Genomic DNA, 21,579 nt, shown 5'->3' on the forward strand with positions numbered 1-21,579 from the left:
TCTATCCTTTCTCTTCGCTGTGCTTATCTCAACGGTCAACTTTCAATTTGATGTATTTGCCAAAGTGAGATGCACCCAGGCGATTGATTATTTTGGGGTAGGGAAACGGCATTGCCCCTCCGTGAGATCAAGTTTCAAACTTTATTTTGTTTCCATACCGGAACACTCGCAATACAACTTTTCCGTCTTCTCAACCATCAATTCTTGATCGAATGCCACGGAGGCAAACTCTAAACAGTGTTTGTTCATTTGCAAGCGAAAACCCTTGTTTGCAAGCTTTTGGATGGCTTTTGATAAAGCCTCTGGATCGTCAAAGGGAACGATATAACCTGTTTTTCCATCCTCAATCTGATCCCGAGATCCTCCGCCTTCTGTCCGGATGGTAACTGTTCCGCAACTCATCGCTTCCGCCACTACCAGAGGACAGCCTTCTGAGCGACTCGGTAGCACAAAAATGTCTGAGGCCCAATATACTTCCCGCAGCTCGTCCACATACCCCAAAAAGATAAAGGAACGCGAATCATCATCACTAACAAAGGCATATTCTTTAATCTCCTGCTCCTGATGGCCGGAACCTACAAATAAACACTTCACAGACATTTCAGGAACAGCATTTCTCGCTTGTCTAACGGCATCAATCAAAAGATCGTGACCCTTATTCCAATTGAGTCTGCCTACCAGAGAACATACCAGGTCTTTTTCTTCTAATCCAAACTTTTTGCGTACATTTTCTCGCTCTTCTGGACTGGGAGGACGAAAATATTTCGTATCGATGCCATTTATAATTTTGCGGACTTTAGTTTTGTGAAAACTCAAATCTTTTAGCAAAAATCTTTCAATGTCTGAAGAGATTGCAATAAATACTTTTGGGGCAAATAGCTTCAAAAATATGAAGTATTTTGTGGTTTGCGGTCGCAATACGGCATCTTTAAGTAGTGTCGGATCTTCACCGTGTACTGATGGATGAAATGTAGCAACACAATCTATGCCAGTGATGATTTTGAGAATGCGCCCCAGAATTAACATCGCGTATCCGTGTGCGTGAAATAGGGAAATATCGTATTTATTTACGAGTTCCAAGATCCGAGTAATTTTACCCCAACTGGGAAAAAGAGGTTTCAGATCCTCAAAAATTATCCACTCTTCTGATAAGTCTTTAAGTGCTTCAAAGCGGCTGACAGAACCTGCATTATAATTCACAGGTCCCGTAATCAGAACGACCTTCCACCCAAGCGCTTTTAAACCGCGAATCATAGTCTCGCAATGGGAGGCAACCCCATCATTACAATCGACACGCTTTAAGAGAAAACCTACTGTTTTTTGTTTTTCCATTTTCTGTTCTTGACCTCATAAACTGTTACTTGGGACACATTTTTTTATCGATCGGTGGTGGTGTTTTCCAAGTTTTTATCATTAGCACTGATAAATTTTACCACGATTAAGAATCAAAGACAATGTTTTTTATAATAAATTTGTGCGCTCGTTAGTTTTTTACAATTTACATTGTTTTTGCGACTTAGTTCCTGACTGTAAGTCACGTTAAATTTTTACGCTCGTATTGAAAACCAACATTATCTCGATTTTTCTAGTTTTGATCTAAAATTTTTTGGTCTTGAAAATTAAAATTTCTATCTCATTTAAATCCGGCAATTCGTTGATGCTGGTAGTGCTTGTTAGCTGCCATGCCTATACCCAAAAATCCCCAGAAAACCATGCCAGAGATACCAACGATCACATTTGAACCAGCTAGCATTGGCAAGAACCCAACAACAATAGCACGAGATGCACTGGCAAACGGATCAGACTTAGACTTAGAGGATTGGAACAGGCTGTAAAAAATTAGGAGTAAACCACCTATATAGGGAATGGCTCCCATCCAGCCCAAGGTGAGAAGTAGTTCGATAATTCCACTGTCGATTGGCTGAAGAGTTCCATTTCCCTTACCAATAACCTCACTCAGCGCAAGATTTAGTGTTCTGCCGTAGAGGTCTGCTCTGTCCTTTGCACTCTGATCGTCTTTAACGTTAGACAAACTGGTTACACGAGACTGAATGACTTGGGAAAATGGCTCGACTGTGGACAATGGTACAAGACATAGGGCGATCATCAGGACAAAAGCAATTAAACGAATTTGAAAACTCCCTTTTAGAGAAGCGAGCAGGGTAATTAAAGCTATTATCAAACCTCCCCAAACTGTGCGTACCGATGTTAGCAGGACAGACAAAATGCCAACTGCTAAACCAGGAATACGCAAATTGCCTTGACCAATAAATAGCAAGATATTCCCCGCTAGCATCACTAATCCAAACTGTAAGGGCGCATTCATGGTACTCCACACTCGAAGTCCAAGGGGTTCGGGGTTTCCCATACTGGTATATAGTTTGGTCTGTATCAGCCAGAAACAATCCCACTCAGGTGCAACTAAGTATTGATAGACGCCATAGGATGCTGTCACTAACACACCCCAGAGAAAAGTGCGCTGAATGTTTTCGCGATAGCTGGGGTAATCTCGCCAGTTCACAAATAAGTGGAAACCAAACAGAATGGGGCTGACCCAAGTCATCAGAGAGACGATCGCCGGAACAGGTAAGCCATTAATCAGACCAACCAGAAAACCATAAAACACACCCATAGCAGATAGGATAAAAGGTAAGCCACCTTGTTGATGTGCTTTGGGAAGGTTGCGGTAGAAAGTTACAATGGCGATTGTTGCCACCAGTAGAGGGGCTAACAACATGGGACTGGGATCGGTAAAACCGCTCCGAAAATCCGACACACGGCGAATAAAAGGTGTGAGGAAAAACACCCACCAAGTGAAACCTACATAGAGGATGGGATACCGCAAATATAGGAACAGGCCGACGGCAAGAGAACCCGCTGGAAAGATTATATTCAGAACTTTACCCAGACCTGCTGCAAGGCAGAGGGCAGTAATCAGTAAAAGTCCCAGGATTGCCATCCAAGCTGCCTGGGGTTGTAGTGTCAGAGAGAAGCCCTGTTTTCGAGAGTTATTCGGAATTCCCTGTATTTGACTCATTACTAACTACTTTTTAGGTTTGTGGAATCTTTAACTAGATATTCAGTTTTAAATCTTAGCTTTTAGGAATCTTTAACTAGGTTTTAGGTTTGAAGAATTGTTTTCCCTAGCACCTAACACCTAACACCTAACATCTTACATCTTTATTCGGACTGTTGCCATGTTTCCCAAGCCTGCCAACGTCCACGTAGAGATGCCAGTAATTTCTGTCCTGCTAAGGTGCCTTCTTTAGGTAGGAATCGTAACCATTGTAAAAAACCCGGGGCATCTCGTGTTCCCACGAATGTTGCCCAGAATACAAATGCAGTACGTCGAGTCAATGATAGGTTTTCTAACAAAACTAAAGTTTCATTGTGTACGGCATTAATCAAGGCAATGTCATTGAATCTATTGCGTTGATCTTCGTCAAAACGTTGGGCTGGAAAGTGATCGACTGCTACTTTTGGATCGTAGATTAGCTTCCAGCCTGCCCGTTTTAAGGCCAGACTAAATGCTAGTTCAAAGTGTACCTGGGCTCCAGTACCTCGCATCCGGCGATCGAAGTGCATTTGGCCGATCGCACTCCGCCGAAAACTCATGTTTACACCCTTGAGCACATCTACCTCACGGGCTTCTCCCATCCCTAAGTGATGTCCGCCGATGACTCTGCCAAACCACTGCACTTGTCCCACTACTTCGCGTTCCCCCTTTTCTAACTGGGTGCCGTGATACACCCAATCCCGCCCCCCTACCCCACCGATATTGCTATCTGACAAAAAGTGAGCCTCGATGCGTTCCAGCCAATCGGTGTGAGGTGCGGCATCATCATCGGTAAAGGCGACGATAGCCCCACAGGCGACATCCATTCCTACATTCATGGCGGCTACCACACCAGACTCTCTCACTGTGGCAGTTCGCAGTGGTAAGAATTTTGAGTTTAATGTTTGGACAAATGTCCAAGTTTCAGTATCCGTATCCCGAACTACTACTAAGACTTCATCAGCGGGACGTTTTTGCTTTTTGAGTGCGTCTAAGCAGCGTGCTAAGTCTTTCGGGCGACAGTAACTGGGAATGACAACTGAGATAGTCAGCACGGCTGGAGTTCCTCAAATAAATTCACATAATTACTTGCCATATTAGCCCAGCTATGCTGTTCGGCTATAGTTCTAGCTACTTGACCCATTTGCTGTCTTTGTTGCCGATCGCATTTAACTAATCGATTCAAGGCTTCAGCTAAAGCCTGTGTATCGTCTGAGTCTGGCAAAACGAAGCCACAGTCTGGTGTCACCAACTGCGCCGCCCCCGTCGTAGCAGCCGTAATCACGGGTATTCCTGTCGCCATCGCTTCCAGTACCACTAAACCAAAAGGCTCATAACGGGACGGAAAAACTAAAAAATCTGCTGCTTTCATCAAGTCGGGGACATCTTGCCGGAATCCCAGAAAATGCACCCGATTTTCTAAGTTTAGCGATCGCGCTAACTCAGGATAAGGACTACCTGCGGTTCCACCCACAACTCCGAGGTGCAATTGGGGAACTTGCACTAAGGAATGCAAGACTGTATCCAAGTTTTTCCGAGGTGTACGGATATCCCCAGCAAATAGCGCCAGAGGCACTTCCTCTGGTAAACCCCATTTTTGCCGATCGACAATACCGGGAGCAAACTCTTGTAAATCAATGCCATTTAAGATCACCCGAATTCGATCGCGTGGAACACCGATCGCGATTAATTCTTGGGCGACTTTCTCAGAAACGGCTACTACGACTTTCGCGCGATCGAAGGCTTTTTTCTCCCAATCAGCATTTAAGGCAGTGTAAAACCGCTGATAAGTGCCACGCAAGCTCAGATTTTGTGTTGAGAGATTGCAGGGCGATCGCAACCAGGAACTATGGATAAAATGCACTGCATTCACATCTCCCTTAGCCGAAGTAATTGCACCATTGAGTTTAATAACGTCAAATTCTTTTTGATGTTTATTTAACCACCAAGCACTTTGAGTGGAGAAAGCTATTTCTCGAACAAGTTGCAATGGATACTTTTTAACTGGAATAGAAATCCAATCGACCTGACTGTGTTGTTGCAGTTTCGGGTCTACGTCACTCGCTAACAAGGTAACATGATGACCGCGGCGAATCGCTTCTGTGACGACTTCATAGTTCACGCGACCTTGACCGTCGCCTTTCATGACTTTGTGTGTAACGAGGCAAAGCTTCATTTACTACCTCTTTTTTGAGACAAAGTTGCTTCGTACAAAGTCAGATTATCGCGGGCATTCCCATGCCAACTATACTTTTGTGTCGCAGCATAGGCATTACGGCGCAATTTTTCCAGGTAGGGGCGGTCTATAATTAAGCGTTCCAAAGCATTCTCGATCGCCAGAGTGTCACGAGGCGGGACTAAAATGCCATTATCCCGATTGCGCTGAACTTCCATCGGCCCTGGGGTGGAAGTGGTGACAGGGGCTAAACCGCAAGCTATAGCATCCATAAAAGCGACGAATTGCATAAGAGATTAAGTTAGTTAACGTAATAGAACTTTTTCGGGACCAATAATCTGAGCATTTTGAAGAATATCGATCGCATTGGAGAATTGAAGTGCATTATTAATTCCCGCTGTCACCACTAGAATCAATGCTAATCCAAGCACCACAGGTCGCATTTTTGTGAGGACTCCGAGACTCACTAATATTACTAATGAAGGAGCATAATGTAATGAATAGAGAAAGATTTCAAAACCATGAATTGTATGAAGTAATAGCTGTCCCAGTAGCGTAAACCCAAGGGTAAATCTTAATTGAGGATGCTGCTTTACGGAAAAAAGTGCATACAATCCCAGGGCTAATAACCCTCCCCAAGTAACAGTTGCAACTTTCCCCCACCAGCCACCTGAGCCTAGAGCTGATGTCTGAATACTCAATACTTGACCTCCAGATGAACCAACCCAATTACTATTAATGATCTCAAGAGAGGGCATCACAATGGAATGGAAGAAAAAAACACTGTATCTCTTTAAAACCATAAAGATATTTGAAGGCCAGTATAAATAGTCCGCTTGCTCTGCTGCTCCTCTAGTAAAAATTGCTCTTAACGCGGCAGTTGGAAAGAAGAATTTTTGGATAGTAGCTAACAGTATGAATAGAACAAAAGCACCAGCAAAAATTTTTAAACATTGTTTCCATCGATTTCCTGAAATAGTCGCTATGATTCCTGCCATCAAATTGGTGATTGTTATACCTACGGTTAAAACATTCGCAGCCATATACCAATAAGGGGAAAGTTGGCGATAATCTGCTACTGTAACAAGACAGTACACAAGTAAAATAGTCTCTCCTCCAAATAAGAACGATTCTGGGACAACAAACCAAAATCTTGCGGCTGCGGTTATGGATGCCAAAATACTAAAAATTGCTGCATCAATTTTTTGGTAGCCTAGCAACCTGAAGAGGATAAATATTGTTCCAATGAAAAGCCCAGAAACTACAGAAATAAATGCTCTGATACCTGTAATATGTTCCAAATGAAAGATTGTTAGGATTGCTAATATTGGTAAGCAACTAACTAAGGCATACAGAGGATGAGCTGAAATTGTAGCATGGTTGTAATTTGAGTCACTCATTCGGAAGAAGCTTTTATTGATATCACTATCAAACCAAATGTCCGTGACATTAAAGACTATAGGATTAACTAACTGTGCTGTGGCAAAAGAAGTGCAGCCAGTGAATAATATTAGGCTGAATACTAACCAAACATCTGCTTGATATTTATGAAATAGCTGAGATGGGGATAAGGATTTCATTGTTCTCCTCGCTTTTGAGAAAAGGCTTTTTCGTAGAGAGTCAGAGTATTTTGAGCCACGGAATTGCTAGAAAATATTTTTTTTATATTTTCTTATAACTAAAGTGGCGTTTTAAGTTATTAATCGGTTTTTCAAACAATAGCCAAGATGGTATTGCAATCGCCAGTGTAATTATCATTTTCAATAAAACCTCAAGCGGTAGCGGAATTTGAGAGAATAAATTCAACTCATAGGCTTTCGCAAAGGTAGGATTTAGGAACACATGGTACAGATAGATTCCATAACTAATTTTGCCCAGAAATACAAGAGGTTTCAGTTCCAAAATCTTTCCAGGAAGACCGCTAAAGCCTTCCGATGCCCGACTGATTAACCATATATAGAAAATCGCCAAAACGGTTGGTCTAACCAACATATTAAATAGCGCTATATTATTAAACAAAATAAGTAATGGCAAGCAAACCCATAATCCTAAATTACATAAAATCTGGTGATTTTGCTTAAACTGCTCGTGGTTATGTTTGTAGAATGCGAGTAAGGCACCTAGTGCCAGTGAATCCATAGATGCAAGAGGGAAAACAAGAATCTGGACTTCATTGAAGTTAAATCCATAGCATATAAACTTAGATACAACTCCCAGACCAATGGTTATAAATATAGCTTTTAACAGGTGTTTTTTAGGCAAAAATAGCATAACAAACGGCCAAATTAGATAAAATTGTTCCTCCATGGCTAATGTCCAAAAGTGGCTTGAAGTATCATCCCATTCACCTCTGATTAGAACCATAATGTTGGTTGTATAAGTCAAGTGCCAAAAAAAGACACTTCTAACTTGCTTGAAGCCAATAGCAGTGACAGCAAGGGCTAAATAGTAAATAGGAGATATCCGGAGAAAACGCCGTATATAAAATCTTTTAAGTGTAAATCCGATACTTTGATTATTTGATTTGATGGTATCTCTACACCGGAGGAGAATACCAGTTATCAAGAAACCACTAAGTACGAAAAAAAGTGTAATTGCTGATGTACCCCAATGGAGAATTGGTTTTAAATAAGAGAGAATAGAACCCGAAACATTGCTTGTTACAAAGTGTTCAAGCATTACAGCAAATACAGCTATTCCTCTAAGGGCATCTAACTGAATCATGTAACCTGGATTTCTAGTTTTTGAAAGGTTTTGAGTTGCACTCATATCTTTATTCCTTTGTAAAAGTGGTTGAATTTTTTCTGTCCTTCTGTATCACCTCATTGATTTTGCATCTGGTGATAATCCCAAAGTTTGCCACGTAGCGCCAGTAATTCATTATAGGTTCCTTGCTCTACGATTTCTCCCTGCTCGAGTACAATAACTTTGTCGGCTCGCATAATAGTTGATAGACGATGCGCGATCGCAATTACGGTACGACCTACAGAAAGCTTTTCTATAGACTCCTGAATCAATCGCTCTGATACAGAGTCTAAAGCACTGGTTGCTTCGTCCAAAATTAAAATTTCTGGATTGCGTAACAAAGCACGAGCGATCCCAATCCGTTGGCGTTGACCGCCTGACAATCGTACCCCCCTATCCCCGAGTTGAGTCTCAAATCTTTCAGGCATATCTTGAATAAATTCTAGAGCATGGGCAAGTCGAGCTGCTTCTTGAATTTCCTTTTCTGTTGCGCCTTCTTTTCCATAAACAATATTGTTGCGAACCGAAGTATTAAAAATGAAAGTATCCTGACTTACTATAGCCAGCTTTTGTCGCAGAGAGTTGATCTCAAACTGTCGTAGATCGATTCCATCAATAAGCACCTTCCCTTGTGTTGGATCGTAGAATCGAGGAATCAGGTCAGCCAAAGTTGTTTTGCCAGCACCGGAAGATCCTACCAGCGCTGTCATCTTTCCTCGTTCAATGGATACCGTGATGTTTTTGAGAACCAAATCATTAGTATCGTAGCCAAAATCTACACCGATAAACTCAATCGAGTGCTTTAAGCCTAAAAAATCAATTTTGCCATTTTTAAAATATGTTTTATTATCCGTTCTCAAAAGGTCTTTGATATTCTCAGCAGAGCCGTGCAAACTACTAAGAACTGCTCTAGTTCCATTCACATCTTGGATAATTGGAACTAAGCGCACCAGGATAAATAGAAATGTTAGTAAGGAAGCTACTTTCAGCGGACCATTCGTTAAAACACCCGTGAACGCTACAAGAATCATACCAATTAAAATTGTAGTTGCTATCCCTTCCGCAATGGGCTTTACCATTGCCCAAAGCCGGATAATTCTGACAGAGGCGCTGACAAAATCTTCACTAGCTTTGTAGTAACGCTTTCGCTCAAAATCCTGAGTAGCAAATGACTGAATTGTCCGAATTCCACTAATAAATTCTATAGCTGTTGTGGTAAATTGTCCATTAGCGGTTGATATTTCAAAACTTCTTTCACGGACTCGCTTATTCAACGTAGACAAGCCTACAGCCATAAGAGTGAAAAGCATTATTGAAATGAGTGACAACTGCCACGAAATCAAAATCATCGACATCAGGTAAATGGCGATGGTTAGCCCCCTAGTAAACAAGAAAGCACTGCCATTAAAAATGTTCTTAAATTTTTCTATTTCCGAGGTAATTGTATTAATCAATTCTCCTGATTTTGTTGTAGCAAAGTAACTCAGATTTACAGCTTGAAGTTGTTCAAAAATCTGTTTGCGGAGCCGATCCATCAAATTAAGTTGACAATTTTCCGTATAAGTCTGCGCCAAATAGTTAAATAAGGCGCGCGTCCAGGTACTCAGCCATATTAAAGCTGATATTCGGTAGAATCGGCTGGTAGCAGATGTATTGACTCCTAATACCCAAACATCAAACCAGCCGATTCCTGTCTTAATCGGTGCTGCATCAGGATTCGTCAAGCTTTGTAAAAAGGAAAGCAGAAACCCAATACCAACACCTTCAAAAGTCGCGGCCAGAAATGAAAATACTAGAGCTAAGATTACAACTTTAGGAAAGTATTTGAATTCTCGCAGAAACAAGTAATTTTTCTGCCAAAATTTTGTATTTTTTATCAGATCATTAACTGAAGTAGGAATTTTTAGGTGCATATTTTTTGAGTGATATTAATCAATAAGTTATATAGCTATTCTATTTTATACCATAAATTTTGGACAAATCTAAAAATAGTTATAAAAATTTTAAATTCTAAACTGACAGATACTCTTCTAATTGCTGCCGATTTCAATTTATTTTTGTTAACTTCCACAATTTTATTAACTGCTGAACAGGCTCTAGGTTATATTTTTTTGGTAATTCATCCTGCCATACTGGAGGTAAGCCGAAAGGGCTGTAAACAAACACATCACTAAATTTATTAGGAATATCAGGCAGATCAGAGCTCTTGACTAACTGAAGCCGCACCTTTGAATCAAGTAAATAACTCAAAGATAATAATTCAGTAGGGTTATATTTATAATTACTACTCACTACAAGTGGGTGATTAGTTTGATTAATAAGTTGACTTAATTTCTCATTCTGAGATGGATTACTTATCGACACTTTTGTGTTAGCATTCACCGCACAGGCTAAAACTTGACCTGAAATCACAATAGCTATGATTATTTTCAAAAATTTTCTTGGTTGTGAAATTTCTATAGAGGTAATTTTAGTAGTAAAAAGATAAGCGATAGATAGGTGAATGGCTAAATAGCAAGGAATCCAATATCGAGCAGTTGTTGACCGGGTTCCCCCAAAAATTACATCGGGTAACATTAAAGGTAAAGAGTTAGAAATAATTAATATTAATACAAACAGCCAAACCTGTTTTGGGGTGTGACGACATAGAAAATAAATTGAATATCCAATCAACACAGTAATACATAAAACCAATGAATAGAATAAACTAAAAGATGGTATTTTAGGTATTTCTAAATCAAAAAAAATTAATCTCATATTACTGAACCACATTTTAAACAAGTCTAATAAACTTGCTTTTTCCTTAGTCCATTCCATTGACCGATTTACTTCCGGTAAGTGATAGATAGTAGTCCAAATCCAAGGTATAAAAGTTATAAATCCTATAATCGATGCTGCAAAATAAGAAATCAGTGTCTTGGTAAATCGAAAATTAGAAGTTATTAAAATATACAAACCATGTGCAATTGCAACAAATACAAAGAAAGAGTAACCATATAGTCCGATCGCTAGCGTCGCTGCATAAATTGCCCAACTAACTCTAGTTTTTTGCCGCATGGCTTGTAACAATACAGCACTTGATAATAAGGTTGTTACAGTCCAAAAACTATACTCTCGTGCTTGCTGGGCATACTGTACATGAAATGGTGATACGGCTATTAATCCAACTGCCATCCAGCCTACCGTAGGAGACTTAAATAGTTCCATACATAGCCAGTAAATACAAGGAAACACCAGTAAGCTCAGAAAAGCAGAAAGGCTTCTAATTACTGCCACAGAATCACCCGAATACTGTACCCACAACCGTAGCATTATGTAATAAAGGGGTGGATGTTCGGGGGTTTCTGTTGCCAAAGCATTAATGGTATCTGTTAGGGATTTTTCTGGTCTAATATGCACATATTTCTGTAAATCTTCAGAGCTAAGAATTTGACCGTTGAAAGTTTGTTGAATGAATTCTTTTTGGGTATAACCAGAGATTTGTAATGAAGTGAGTGCTTCATCACGCCAGTAAATTTTTTGGTCAAGATTGACAAACCTAAAAAATATACCTAATAGTAGCAATACCAGGCATAAACTTTTGGGTCCAGACAAAGAATTGATTAAGGATTTGATTTTATATATTATCATGATGGTTGAATTGTTCATAATTCAAATAGATTAGTAAATGCCGTTGCTGAATGGGGATATGAAATTTGTAGGATAAATCATGCTTTCATTCCCGAACACCTATCAACTTAGCATAAGTCAGTTGTGTTTGTAAGTGAGTCTTATTAGAATGTTGGTAACATTTTTTTTGATCCGCAAGTATCTAACCATTAGGCTGCCTATCTTGCCTATCTTTATTTTAGCAGAAGTCGGGTAAATTTTTACTCGCTCTGGGTTCCAGCCGGGTTATTACCCCCCAGGTTTAATACTTGATGAACTACATTTAACTTGACTTAACTATTTTTTACAACAGCGATCGCACAAATACCACTTAACACTAAACCGATCCCTATCCATTGAACATATAAAACTTTCTCCCGCAAAATCACATTTCCAGCTATTGTTGTTAACACAACTGTTAAACCTATAACTATGGGATAGACGACAGATAAATTCATTTTTCCTAAAACTATTATATAAAAAACTGTGCTTAAGCCGTAACTACAAATACCCCCTAGTAAATATAGGTTTAATGGATTTTGACCGGCTCCTAGTTTTAAAAGAGTTTGAGCAATTGTATTTAGACAGACTGCAATAAAAATTAGCAAGCCAAAAACGAATTGATTATACATAGCTAAAATTTCCTCTCTTATGACTAAATGACTTTGATAGTGTTTGTTTTATCTAAATTATCTTCTACAAAAAGCTTTGATATTCAAAAACAGCATCAAATTTTCCAAGATTATTAATGTCTGGATAAGATTTTTGTATCCATTCTCCGGCAATTTTTTCCCACCATCTAGGTGGATGGGGCAGTGTTGCAACTTGGATACACCAACACCCAGAAAGCCATGCTCCTACAACATCAGTATGTAAGCTATCACCTATAACCACTACTTGTTTAGGGTTGACTTTCATATAAGCAATCGCCTGGTGAAATGCGAAAGGAAAAGGTTTCTTGGCTGGACTAATAGCCTGAATATTCAAACGATGAGACCAATATTTGACTCTATAGCTTCGTTTCCCATTGGATAGAATAAAAAATTGGAAGCCTGCCAGTTTTGTTTGTGTAATCCATTCTTCTGCACCAGGAGATAAATACAGATCGTCTTCAGAGACTATCGTGTTGTCTAGATCGAGAATGATTCCTTTAATGCCAGATTCCCTCAAGCAGTCAATATCGATTTGAGCTACTCCATCGGCTCCGTGTGCCAATGTATGAAGTTTTCTTTTGATTCCTATCTGGCGTAACTTGAGGAACCAATTTTTAAAATTTCTCATTTACCTATTCCTCCAATTTTGGTATAGAAACTTTTAGTCGATTAGTGCTTGATTTTTTAGCCACAAAATCGTAAAGCAGGTGAACACCCAACCGATGACCGTGAGTAGTATTGGTACGTCTTTTAATAAAACTTCTTCAGGTCTTTCACTGCTTCCTCCTTGCTCAATCTTACTATCACTATTGATCGAAATTTCCTGGGGATCGCTTAGTAGTTGATAGCGAAAAATGCCATATAGTAAAAATGGCAATGTCAGTAGCATCCAAGAAGTGGATGCTCCACGCATATAGGGACCTGAACTCCAAAGTGCATAGGTTACAACTGTACTAGAAGTAACAACGTTTTCCATCCGACTCAACATTGGTAAGGAGTAGCGTTTGAGGACGGAACGAGGTTTGCTACCTTTGAGTTGTGCCAATCGCAGTTCTGCTTTGCGCTTCTCAATCCCCAAAAACAATGCCAGCATTGCTGTGCAGAGTAGAAACCAAGATGATAAAACTACACCTGTAGCTGCTGCACCACCGAGGGATCTGAGAACAAATCCGATGGCGATCGCACCAATATCCAAAATCACTATCCGTTTAAGTCTCAGATTATAAGCAACCTGCAATAAGGCATAAGCCGTAATGCTTGCACCTAATTGAGGATTCCTTAACCAGCTAAGAGTCAAAACGCTACCTAATAGCAAAACGGCCATTCCTGTCGCGACGGGAATACTAACTAATCCAGAGGCGATCGGTCGCTGACTTTTAACAGGATGTTGACGATCGGCTTTGAGATCGACAATATCATTAATTAAATAGAAACTACTAGACGCTCCACAAAATAATGCAAAAGCCAACCAACTACCTAATAGTGATTGTAAATTGATGCTAAAGGCAAACAGAGGTGCAGCAAAGACAATTAGATTTTTTGTCCATTGTCTTGGACGCAAAGCCTTAAAGTATGCTATGTTTCCTGGTGAGGATAAAACCTGATTTTTTGTAGACATACTCTTTTGAAATTTCCTTGTCTAACAGTATGATAGATAGCGATAAACTAACAGATAAATCAATAGTTCGGATTATATTTATTTGCTCCAAAATGAGATGTTTGCTAAATCTGTAGAGAAAGTTGAATAAAATCATCACAACTTCAAATTCCCAGCATTGCATTCTGATTGAGACAGGGATATACCCAATATCTCATCAAGTTTTGAGTATACCGCTGAACTTGAGTGTTCGTTCTTAAAGGTTATAGCAACCTCTTGGGAAATCTTTTGAGCTAATTCTGGTTCGTTAAGTAAGGAGAGGATTTGTTGAGCATAGACTTTTGGATCATCTGTAACAAAGGCATTTACCCCATCTATCAAACTGAGTGCCGAAGCAGAAATTTTAGTAGCAACGATCGGCATTGCATAAGCCATTGCTTCTACAAGCTTAAATTTAGTACCAGCCCCAGTTATTAAAGGACAAATTGCCACTCTCGACTTGAAGTAAATCTCTGCTAAATCCGGAACGTATCCCAAACAATTAACATTTTCTTTGAAAGAGGTATCAACTTGAATATCTTGGATTATCTGACCAGCAATTATCAGCAGAGTATCAGGTTTACGACGAACAATCTCAGGGAAAACTGAATTAAGGAAAAAAGTTAAACCCTCCTTATTTGGTTGATTATTAGAACCAACAAACAGCAGATCGTACTTAAACTCTCTGCCTTGATAAGGAACTATATTTGACTCATAACTCAACCCTTCAATTAAAGTGGGAACTAAGCATAACTTTTCGGACGGGAGGTGTGAGCTAAGAATTGTCCTCTCATCCTGAGCATCAATAATCACCCGATCGAATTTATTAATTAGTTTAATCTCCCAATCCAAATTGGACTCATAGTCAAATTTCAATCCTTTAGAATAAGAGATATTTTTCCTAACCAGGCGGAAATTGGAGGTAATATCATGCAGGTCAATTATACTATGAACCCCCAATTTGCTTTTTGCTGCTAAATGAGCATAGTCAAGGACATTAATCCAAATAAAATTGTATTTATTTTGAACGACTAAATTCCGAACAAATTCAACATAACCGGGAGGAGCCAAGTAATCAGAATCGACAGGTAATTGTTGCCGTAATAATTTTTGATAATAGAAGCTTTGGCTTCGAGTATATACGAAGTCAAATAAGTTACGCTCACCTTCGTATATAAATACGTTATCTATAAAATTTAATATTTCTTTTCTTTGTTCCGAACTCCATTGAGGAAGTCCAAATTCATTGCCACCTACACCATGCACTTCAAAAAACTCTTTTCGCTCCCTAAAATATTTTAAAACCCCTAAAATTCTACCCTGTCTTCCGTTGTAATTGCGGGGATCGATTAGAGTTGGTAAGTGAAACAAAATCTTTTTCTTCGCTTGACTCATTGGGTTTACCTCCATCACGTTTGATTTTGAATTTCAATTTAATCACTAATATAAATTATGAAAAAATAAATTATATTAGTGATTAAGTAAAGTTTTAATTCCCTCGCTAAGACTAATTTCAGGTTCCCAGTTCATAAAGGCTTTAAGTTTAGAGATGTCAGCTAGTAAATGCATCCGCTCTACTTTTCTCACTCTCGACTGATCCACTTTGATCGTAATTTCTTCTCCCAGTTGGTTCTCAAATTCTTTTACTACATCTATCACCGAATATTCTTGACCTCTCCCTAAGTTAAATACATCAATTCCAGCATCAAACCTATCAAGCAGCATAAAAATGGCTCTTGCCATATCATACGTATGGATAAAATCTCGTTTTGGTTCGAGATTGCCCAGCTCAATAGTTCTTAGACCAGAATTAACTTGCCTTTGAATTTCAGGAATCAAGTGCAAATTAGTCTCATTAGGACCAAACGCATTGAAAAACCTGCAAATTATTGTAGGAATAGATGTTTGTAGGTGAAATTCATTCATCAAATGTTCGCCAGCTAGTTTAGATAACCCATAAATATCTAGAGGGTTCGTTTGCTGAGTTTCTGGGATAGCATGGTCACAAATTGGATAAACTGCTGCTGTCGAAGCAAAAAACATCTTTTCTAAATTTTTTAAGCTTTTTGCAGCGCTTAATACGTTGAGAGTCCCTTGTATGTTAATGTTACTCGACTTGAAGGGATGTTGATTGCAGTAGGGAATAAAGTGTATGGCTGCCAGATGAATAATCCAATCTGGATCCATTTTATGAATAACTTCGGTTAAGCCATCTTCGTTCAAAATATCAAGCTTATGAAAATACGTATCAGAAATTGTCAAAAAATCTCTATTTCCAAAGGATAAGTCATCAATAACATAAATATCATGACCATGCTTTTGAAGTTCAGTGATTGTTGCCGAACCTATAAAACCTGCTCCACCAGTCACTAAAATTTTTTTCATTTTCCACCTGTTTACACTTCAATAGTTGGAATTTTTACGGACTATATATGGACTTTAGCTCATCATTAATCGTTATATTTATGGGTAGTTAGAGTGTGTTCCCCCTAAATTTATGAGGTGCGTGCGGAATCTGGGTTGTAATTTCAAAGACAGAATCAAGATTCCCCGAAAACTATTGATTTTTGTAGATGCGTTAGAGAAGCATGGCCTTAGCCCTCGATTGCTTCCATAAACTTGGAATGAAGCGCAGAAGCTTTTTAAATTGAAACTTCAGTGTTTATCACAACCAAATCAACCTCATTTGAATTGTTTCCCTGAATTTGAGCTTCTGCACTTTCCAATAATGCAATCACGTATTATTAACTTTCCAAGCTGAGTTTTACTGCCTTCGATATTGTCAAAGGAGAGAATGAATCCCTCAAGCTAATGTCACCCCGTAGCACATTGAACAACTGCGGTAATTTATCCACATTGTACTTACACATCCAACGAATTAAAGGTGTAGCACGAGAATTGTCATTAGCTACTATCGTGGGAAACTTGAGAAGACGGAAGAACTTGCCTCCTCTGCCAATGTACCATTGCTGAGGGAAACTCGGCTTTAGTGAATATAGGTAGATCGATATAGCTGCCGCCACTATAATCGGACTGAGCAATAAAAGCAAAAGAAAGGCGACAATTGAGTCCATCCATTGTTTGGGCTGGGGACTAAGTTGGCTTTGCTTTTGAAATTTTTTTTGAATAGTGCTCCGTAGAAACACGGGTTTGTTCGCTTGCTCGCAGGCATCTGCCCAAAGCTTCAGTGTTGCCTCACCGAGGGTTGGATGGAGGCGAACCAGCCGTACTGGAGATCGTTTCAAGCATTTTATTAGTTGTTGCTCTGTCTCAAACGCGGAGATATAAGGCTGTTTGGTCTGTTGTCCGAGACTGACGAATAACTGTCCCTGTCGCCACTTCAGAATGCAGTGAGGTAAGTAATGGCTTGAATGCTGTGGCTCTACAGAGGAATAGATATTTAAATTTGACACGGCTAAAATGGTCATGGTTTTTATTACTTGACGCTAATGTTACTAAATTATTGTTTGTAGGTAAAATTACTTAATAATTCAAGATTTCCCTACACGGATTACTTAAGTAGAATTATATTTGTGTTTTAGCCAAACTCAAGCGCAAGTCCATATCTTTAAGAAAGCTTTACAATACTTTGATGTTTTATATTTTTTTCAACAACATAGGATTTGAATCTTGACAAATTACACAATCTATGATATAGAACGTTTTTATGACTTGACACTGGGTATGTTGCCCTTTTTGAGACTAATACCCCCATTCGCGATCAGTCCGATCGTATTTAACTTGTTCAGCATGGCGGTAGTCTCAGTAAGTGCGGTTTTTGTCACTAGGTCAATCCGTGCCACCAACACTACCCCCCGGCAACAGGATGCAACCAGCAGAGCATCTACGATCCCTAAAACAGGAGGTGCATTCAGCAGAACTAAATCATAACTCTGCTCAAACCCTGCCATTAATCTCTGCATTTGAGGAGAACTTAACAGATTTACGGGATCTTCGGGTATTGGCCCAGAAGTCAAAATATCAATATATATGTCTGACGATGGAATATAACTGCGTATGGGCACTGTACCGTTACTTTCCAGCAGAGTAGAAAGCCCATACTCATTAGGGAGATTGAGCTGTTTATGCAGCATCGGCTGACGGAAATCAGCATCAATTAGCAGTACCCGTTGATGTAGACGCGCAGCACTAATTGCCAAACCTAATGCGATTGTTGATTTTCCCTCACCATCCAATGCTGAAGTAATGACTAAAGGACTGAAAGTCGAACCAGAATTTTGAAGTTGAATGTTCTTATAAATTAGGTCAAAGGATTCCCAAGCAGGTGGACTATGAATTACTTCAATCGTACAAGGCATCATACCTTCTGGCTTGCCAAAAGGTAGCTTGATGATTGGTTCGCTTGCCCAAGCGGCAGAAGCTTGTCGCTTGCCGAAAGGTAGCTTCACGATCAGTTTGTTCTTCTTGACCAGCGGTAACTGTGGAGTCATTCCTAGTAGAGGTAGGGGAACCAGTTTTGTCAACTGATCCGAGCTATGAACAGAATCATCCAACATATCGCGAACAAAAGTCGCAGCAACACCCAAGAACAATCCAACCACGACACCCAGCATAATGTTTTGCTGTTTTTTGGAACTACTCTTTTTACCGGGTTGCGGTACTTCAACAACTTGCCAATCAAATCCACCTCTGGCAATTTCCAAACTTAAGTCCTGCCGTGCTTTCTCTAACTGTTGAAAAGTTTCACGCTTGAGTTGTATGTTTGTTTGTAAACGAGTGTACTTAGCCAATAGATTAGGAAATCGATCGAGTTCTACACGGAGCTGCTGCTCTTTGTTTGCCAGTGCTTCGTCGCGTGACGTTAGGCCCTTTAAGTTTGTCTGAATGTCCAGAAGCTTCGTCGCGATAATTAAGTCAGTTGCACCGAGTTGCCTTTCTTTCAAAAGGCTTTCTCCCGTATCCGGGATCTGAGCAGAAACTTCTGGTGTAGCACGTTCCCCTTCTGCTTGCAAGAGACTTAGTTGCTTGTTGCGCTCCGAGAGTAGCTTTTGAATAACTGGGTTTTGGTCAGTGAAGCGTATCCGTTGCTGGGCGATGGCTAAATCTGTCTTTTGGATTTCGTTGAGTAAGGCTTGATAACGAGAAGACTGACTTAGCCGTGCCGCCACGAGCGCTTCCTGCGGAGAACTGGCAAGTTGCTGCTGCAAAGAGTCGTATTGAGCCTGAAGCTCCCTTCTAGTCGCTTGGTTTGTCCGTCGCTCCTGCTGAAGGTTGTTAATTGCGTCAGTCAGAGCTTTTGCTTGTACTTCTGGCTCAATCAGATTTTGATTTTTGCGAAACTCTTCTAAGGTAGCCTCAACTTGAGCAACGTTCTTGCGAACCTTGGGTAATTGTTCGTCAATGAAGGCAAGACCTTTAGTTAAACGTAGTCTCTGCTGTTCTCGGTTGTAATCCAGATAAACCCGTTGCATTACTTGTAGGACTTTCTGGGTTTGAGTCGGATTATTAGCCGTGTAAGTTACTTGAAAAATCTTAGTCTGAGTTTTTGCCTTCTCATCTGCCACTTGATTGACAGCTAAGGATTTTCTAATCTCCTCTACATCGATTCCTGGGTACTCAGGGCGAAGCAATTTCACCGCCCTTTGGATGAGCTGAGAACCTTGCATCAAACTAAGCTGAGTAGCATTGTCTATCTCAACATTAGAATCAGCAAATTGATTACCTGTTTTACCGTCTTTTTTGCCTTGATAATTAGATTCTACCAGGAGCTGCATTGAGCTTGTATAGGTAGGCTTTTCCTTCAAGGCTTTTACAGTGGCAGCAGCCAAGACAATACACAAAACACTTAGCAACCAAAAGCGTCGGCGGATTAGAACTGCAAACAGTTCTCCATAGCCCGCTTCTGTTTCAGCAATTGAGTTTATATTGTTTTCAATCACTTCTACGCCTCAATCGTAAACCTATTGAACCAAATATATTTATCGCTGATGACGGCCGCAAACTTCCTCAATCACCCCCTCTACTTTTCCAAAGAAAGCTTCTTCGGAAAAGTTATCGATCGCATGGGAGCGAATTTTTTCATAATCCCATGCAATCTTACTGGACTCAACTACTGCTGTGTGAATCGCTTCAGGTGTCTGTAAATTGAAAAAAACTCCTGTCTTACCTGGGATCTGAGTATCTAATACACCACCCTTACCATAGGCAATTACCGGCGTTCCACTAGCATTAGCTTCCACTGGAACCAAACCATAATCTTCCAAGGCTGCAACAATCACACCACGAGCTTTAGACATCAACTGACTGCGTTCTGTATCGCTGACATGACCTAGAAATTTAATATTTTTTAAAGCTCTAGACTCAAGACGCTCTCGCTCTGGGCCATCACCCGTGATCGATAATGGCCATCCCAGCCAATTGAATGCTTCAATAATCACATCGATGCGTTTGTAACCAAGAAGACGAGCTGAGGTCAAGTAAAAGTCCTCCTTATCTTTGGAGAAAATAAATTTTTTGATGTCAATGGGATAGTTAATAACAACTGATTTTTTTCCATAAAATTGCTGAATACGACTGGCAACTGTGCTGGAATTAGCAATGTAAAAATCTGGCTCCTGAGCAGAATCTAAATCGGCTTTTCTCATCTGCTGAAAAATCGGTTCTAGCATACCCGAAAGATTTCGATAGGTAGCATAGTCTCGAAGATAAGTTGTGGTATCCCACAAAAAACGGGTGACATTGTGACAGAAACAAATATGTATTGCTCCTGGTCTTTTTCGCACAGCTTTAGCAAAGCTCGTGGTACTGCTGATAATCATATCGTAGTCTTTTAGATCCAAGGCTCGAAAGGCTGAAAAATAAAATGGAGCCATTAGCCTAAAATTCTTACTTGCCCCTGGAACTTTCTGAAGTACAGTTGTGCGAACTTCACGTTCACCTAGATCAATAGTTCGTTTAGGTTCGTACAGAGACGTAAAAATATCAGCATTGGGGTAGCGTTTACACAGCAATTCAAATACACGCTCTGCCCCACCGGGTTGTGTCAAGTAATCATGGACTAGTGCAATTTTCATACTACTCTCTCTATTTTATAACATCCCACACCGACGATGCCGTTGTGCCAATACTTCTTCTTTCACCGTTCCTAGAGTACGTCATCAATTCAACCAGATAACGAAAGCACCAAGGTAAATCGCACCGAGAAATGTGGTTACAGGCTAGACGAACGTATCTCAATCACCCGATACTGCTTCAGTTGGATCATCAGTTTTCAATTCTGTTGACGAGTCGTATAAAAGTCCTGATCGTGAGCACGAGGGTTACATCGCTTGTGCTTAGGCAGAATTACTGGTGTCCTGTCTTGTACATGAAGCCGATTACTTCCCTATACGATCAGTATGATACCCCCTACTGACAACCACTGTGTCGGCAATCACCTACGCAGAAGTTTTTCAGACCCATCTAACCCACATTCCGCACCCCCCAACTGGCACTATTGCTCTTCTGTCACTCTGATGGAAGTATAATAGCCAAAAATGACCAAAACCCACTTGCTGTCTATGGATGAAGCCCGGCTATCTCGACCCACCATCAATTTTATTGATGAATATTGTGCCTCATATAAAAATTGGTAGTGCCCTGAAGGAAAGGATCAGAGTACGTTATGATTAGAGAAGTGTTTGCCATAGCGTGATATGACATTAGA

At 40.0% G+C, this 21,579-nt stretch carries 17 protein-coding genes; all 17 read right to left on the minus strand.

All coding sequences use genetic code 11. From position 1 onward, the window contains the following. Positions 1-141 precede the first annotated feature (141 nt). Positions 142-1,332, minus strand: coding sequence for a glycosyltransferase family 4 protein (locus Q5691_RS24670; protein WP_333312048.1), 1,191 nt, complete (start codon positions 1,330-1,332; stop codon positions 142-144). Positions 1,333-1,633: 301 nt separating this feature from the next. Then, positions 1,634-3,037: an O-antigen ligase family protein gene (locus Q5691_RS24675; RefSeq protein WP_333347683.1), complete on the minus strand. Its 1,404-nt coding sequence runs from the start codon at positions 3,035-3,037 to the stop codon at positions 1,634-1,636. A gap of 143 nt (positions 3,038-3,180) precedes the next feature. Beyond that, on the minus strand, positions 3,181-4,110 hold the full coding sequence (locus tag Q5691_RS24680; protein WP_333202428.1) for a glycosyltransferase: 930 nt from the start codon (positions 4,108-4,110) through the stop codon (positions 3,181-3,183). Further along, positions 4,104-5,231, minus strand: coding sequence for a glycosyltransferase family 4 protein (locus Q5691_RS24685; protein WP_333347686.1), 1,128 nt, complete (start codon positions 5,229-5,231; stop codon positions 4,104-4,106). The genes Q5691_RS24680 and Q5691_RS24685 overlap by 7 nt, the downstream gene beginning before the upstream one ends. Further along, complete coding sequence (locus Q5691_RS24690; protein ID WP_333347689.1) at positions 5,228-5,521, minus strand: glycosyltransferase; 294 nt, start codon at positions 5,519-5,521, stop codon at positions 5,228-5,230. The genes Q5691_RS24685 and Q5691_RS24690 overlap by 4 nt, the downstream gene beginning before the upstream one ends. A gap of 15 nt (positions 5,522-5,536) precedes the next feature. Beyond that, positions 5,537-6,811, minus strand: coding sequence for a hypothetical protein (locus Q5691_RS24695; RefSeq protein WP_333312044.1), 1,275 nt, complete (start codon positions 6,809-6,811; stop codon positions 5,537-5,539). Positions 6,812-6,893: 82 nt separating this feature from the next. Continuing rightward, positions 6,894-8,000, minus strand: coding sequence for an acyltransferase (locus Q5691_RS24700; RefSeq protein ID WP_333312043.1), 1,107 nt, complete (start codon positions 7,998-8,000; stop codon positions 6,894-6,896). A 53-nt stretch (positions 8,001-8,053) separates the two neighbouring features. Then, positions 8,054-9,889 (minus strand): heterocyst formation ABC transporter subunit HepA, encoded by a 1,836-nt coding sequence (gene hepA / locus Q5691_RS24705; protein ID WP_333347692.1) that lies wholly within the window; start codon positions 9,887-9,889, stop codon positions 8,054-8,056. Positions 9,890-10,022: 133 nt separating this feature from the next. Then, a complete protein-coding gene (locus Q5691_RS24710) occupies positions 10,023-11,624 on the minus strand; it encodes a glycosyltransferase family 39 protein (protein ID WP_333312041.1) in 1,602 nt (533 codons plus the stop codon). Positions 11,625-11,917: 293 nt separating this feature from the next. Continuing rightward, complete coding sequence (locus Q5691_RS24715; protein WP_333204359.1) at positions 11,918-12,256, minus strand: SMR family transporter; 339 nt, start codon at positions 12,254-12,256, stop codon at positions 11,918-11,920. 64 nt (positions 12,257-12,320) lie between these two features. After that, positions 12,321-12,905 (minus strand): YqeG family HAD IIIA-type phosphatase, encoded by a 585-nt coding sequence (locus Q5691_RS24720; protein WP_333347695.1) that lies wholly within the window; start codon positions 12,903-12,905, stop codon positions 12,321-12,323. Positions 12,906-12,938: 33 nt separating this feature from the next. Further along, positions 12,939-13,895: a decaprenyl-phosphate phosphoribosyltransferase gene (locus Q5691_RS24725; protein ID WP_333312039.1), complete on the minus strand. Its 957-nt coding sequence runs from the start codon at positions 13,893-13,895 to the stop codon at positions 12,939-12,941. Between the two features lie 135 nt (positions 13,896-14,030). Beyond that, a complete protein-coding gene (locus Q5691_RS24730) occupies positions 14,031-15,308 on the minus strand; it encodes a glycosyltransferase (protein WP_333347697.1) in 1,278 nt (425 codons plus the stop codon). Positions 15,309-15,383: 75 nt separating this feature from the next. Next, on the minus strand, positions 15,384-16,298 hold the full coding sequence (locus tag Q5691_RS24735) for an NAD(P)-dependent oxidoreductase (RefSeq protein ID WP_333312037.1): 915 nt from the start codon (positions 16,296-16,298) through the stop codon (positions 15,384-15,386). 359 nt (positions 16,299-16,657) lie between these two features. Further along, positions 16,658-17,341: a heterocyst development glycosyltransferase HepC gene (gene hepC, locus Q5691_RS24740; RefSeq protein WP_333312036.1), complete on the minus strand. Its 684-nt coding sequence runs from the start codon at positions 17,339-17,341 to the stop codon at positions 16,658-16,660. A gap of 237 nt (positions 17,342-17,578) precedes the next feature. Then, positions 17,579-19,813 carry a polysaccharide biosynthesis tyrosine autokinase gene (locus tag Q5691_RS24745; protein ID WP_333312035.1) on the minus strand — a complete coding sequence of 745 codons (2,235 nt, stop codon included), beginning with the start codon at positions 19,811-19,813 and terminating at the stop codon, positions 17,579-17,581. Between the two features lie 39 nt (positions 19,814-19,852). Beyond that, entirely contained in the window at positions 19,853-20,947 is a 1,095-nt protein-coding gene (locus tag Q5691_RS24750) for a glycosyltransferase (RefSeq protein WP_333312034.1), read from the minus strand. Positions 20,948-21,579 lie beyond the last annotated feature (632 nt).

Origin of the sequence: Microcoleus sp. w1-18aA5 (assembly GCF_036701705.1) — a bacterium.
Taxonomy (GTDB): Bacteria; Cyanobacteriota; Cyanobacteriia; order Cyanobacteriales; family Microcoleaceae; genus Microcoleus.

Excerpts from the sequence above, each read along its gene's own strand:
- Q5691_RS24670 (WP_333312048.1), bottom strand. The coding sequence starts at position 1,332 with ATGGAAAAACAAAAAACAGTAGGTTTTCTCTTAAAGCGTGTCGATTGT.
- Q5691_RS24675 (WP_333347683.1), bottom strand. The coding sequence starts at position 3,037 with ATGAGTCAAATACAGGGAATTCCGAATAACTCTCGAAAACAGGGCTTC.
- Q5691_RS24685 (WP_333347686.1), bottom strand. The coding sequence starts at position 5,231 with ATGAAGCTTTGCCTCGTTACACACAAAGTCATGAAAGGCGACGGTCAA.
- Q5691_RS24690 (WP_333347689.1), bottom strand. The coding sequence starts at position 5,521 with ATGCAATTCGTCGCTTTTATGGATGCTATAGCTTGCGGTTTAGCCCCT.
- Q5691_RS24695 (WP_333312044.1), bottom strand. The coding sequence starts at position 6,811 with ATGAAATCCTTATCCCCATCTCAGCTATTTCATAAATATCAAGCAGAT.
- Q5691_RS24700 (WP_333312043.1), bottom strand. The coding sequence starts at position 8,000 with ATGAGTGCAACTCAAAACCTTTCAAAAACTAGAAATCCAGGTTACATG.
- hepA (WP_333347692.1), bottom strand. The coding sequence starts at position 9,889 with ATGCACCTAAAAATTCCTACTTCAGTTAATGATCTGATAAAAAATACA.
- Q5691_RS24710 (WP_333312041.1), bottom strand. The coding sequence starts at position 11,624 with ATGAACAATTCAACCATCATGATAATATATAAAATCAAATCCTTAATC.
- Q5691_RS24715 (WP_333204359.1), bottom strand. The coding sequence starts at position 12,256 with ATGTATAATCAATTCGTTTTTGGCTTGCTAATTTTTATTGCAGTCTGT.
- Q5691_RS24720 (WP_333347695.1), bottom strand. The coding sequence starts at position 12,905 with ATGAGAAATTTTAAAAATTGGTTCCTCAAGTTACGCCAGATAGGAATC.
- Q5691_RS24725 (WP_333312039.1), bottom strand. The coding sequence starts at position 13,895 with ATGTCTACAAAAAATCAGGTTTTATCCTCACCAGGAAACATAGCATAC.
- Q5691_RS24730 (WP_333347697.1), bottom strand. The coding sequence starts at position 15,308 with ATGAGTCAAGCGAAGAAAAAGATTTTGTTTCACTTACCAACTCTAATC.
- Q5691_RS24735 (WP_333312037.1), bottom strand. The coding sequence starts at position 16,298 with ATGAAAAAAATTTTAGTGACTGGTGGAGCAGGTTTTATAGGTTCGGCA.
- hepC (WP_333312036.1), bottom strand. The coding sequence starts at position 17,341 with ATGACCATTTTAGCCGTGTCAAATTTAAATATCTATTCCTCTGTAGAG.
- Q5691_RS24750 (WP_333312034.1), bottom strand. The coding sequence starts at position 20,947 with ATGAAAATTGCACTAGTCCATGATTACTTGACACAACCCGGTGGGGCA.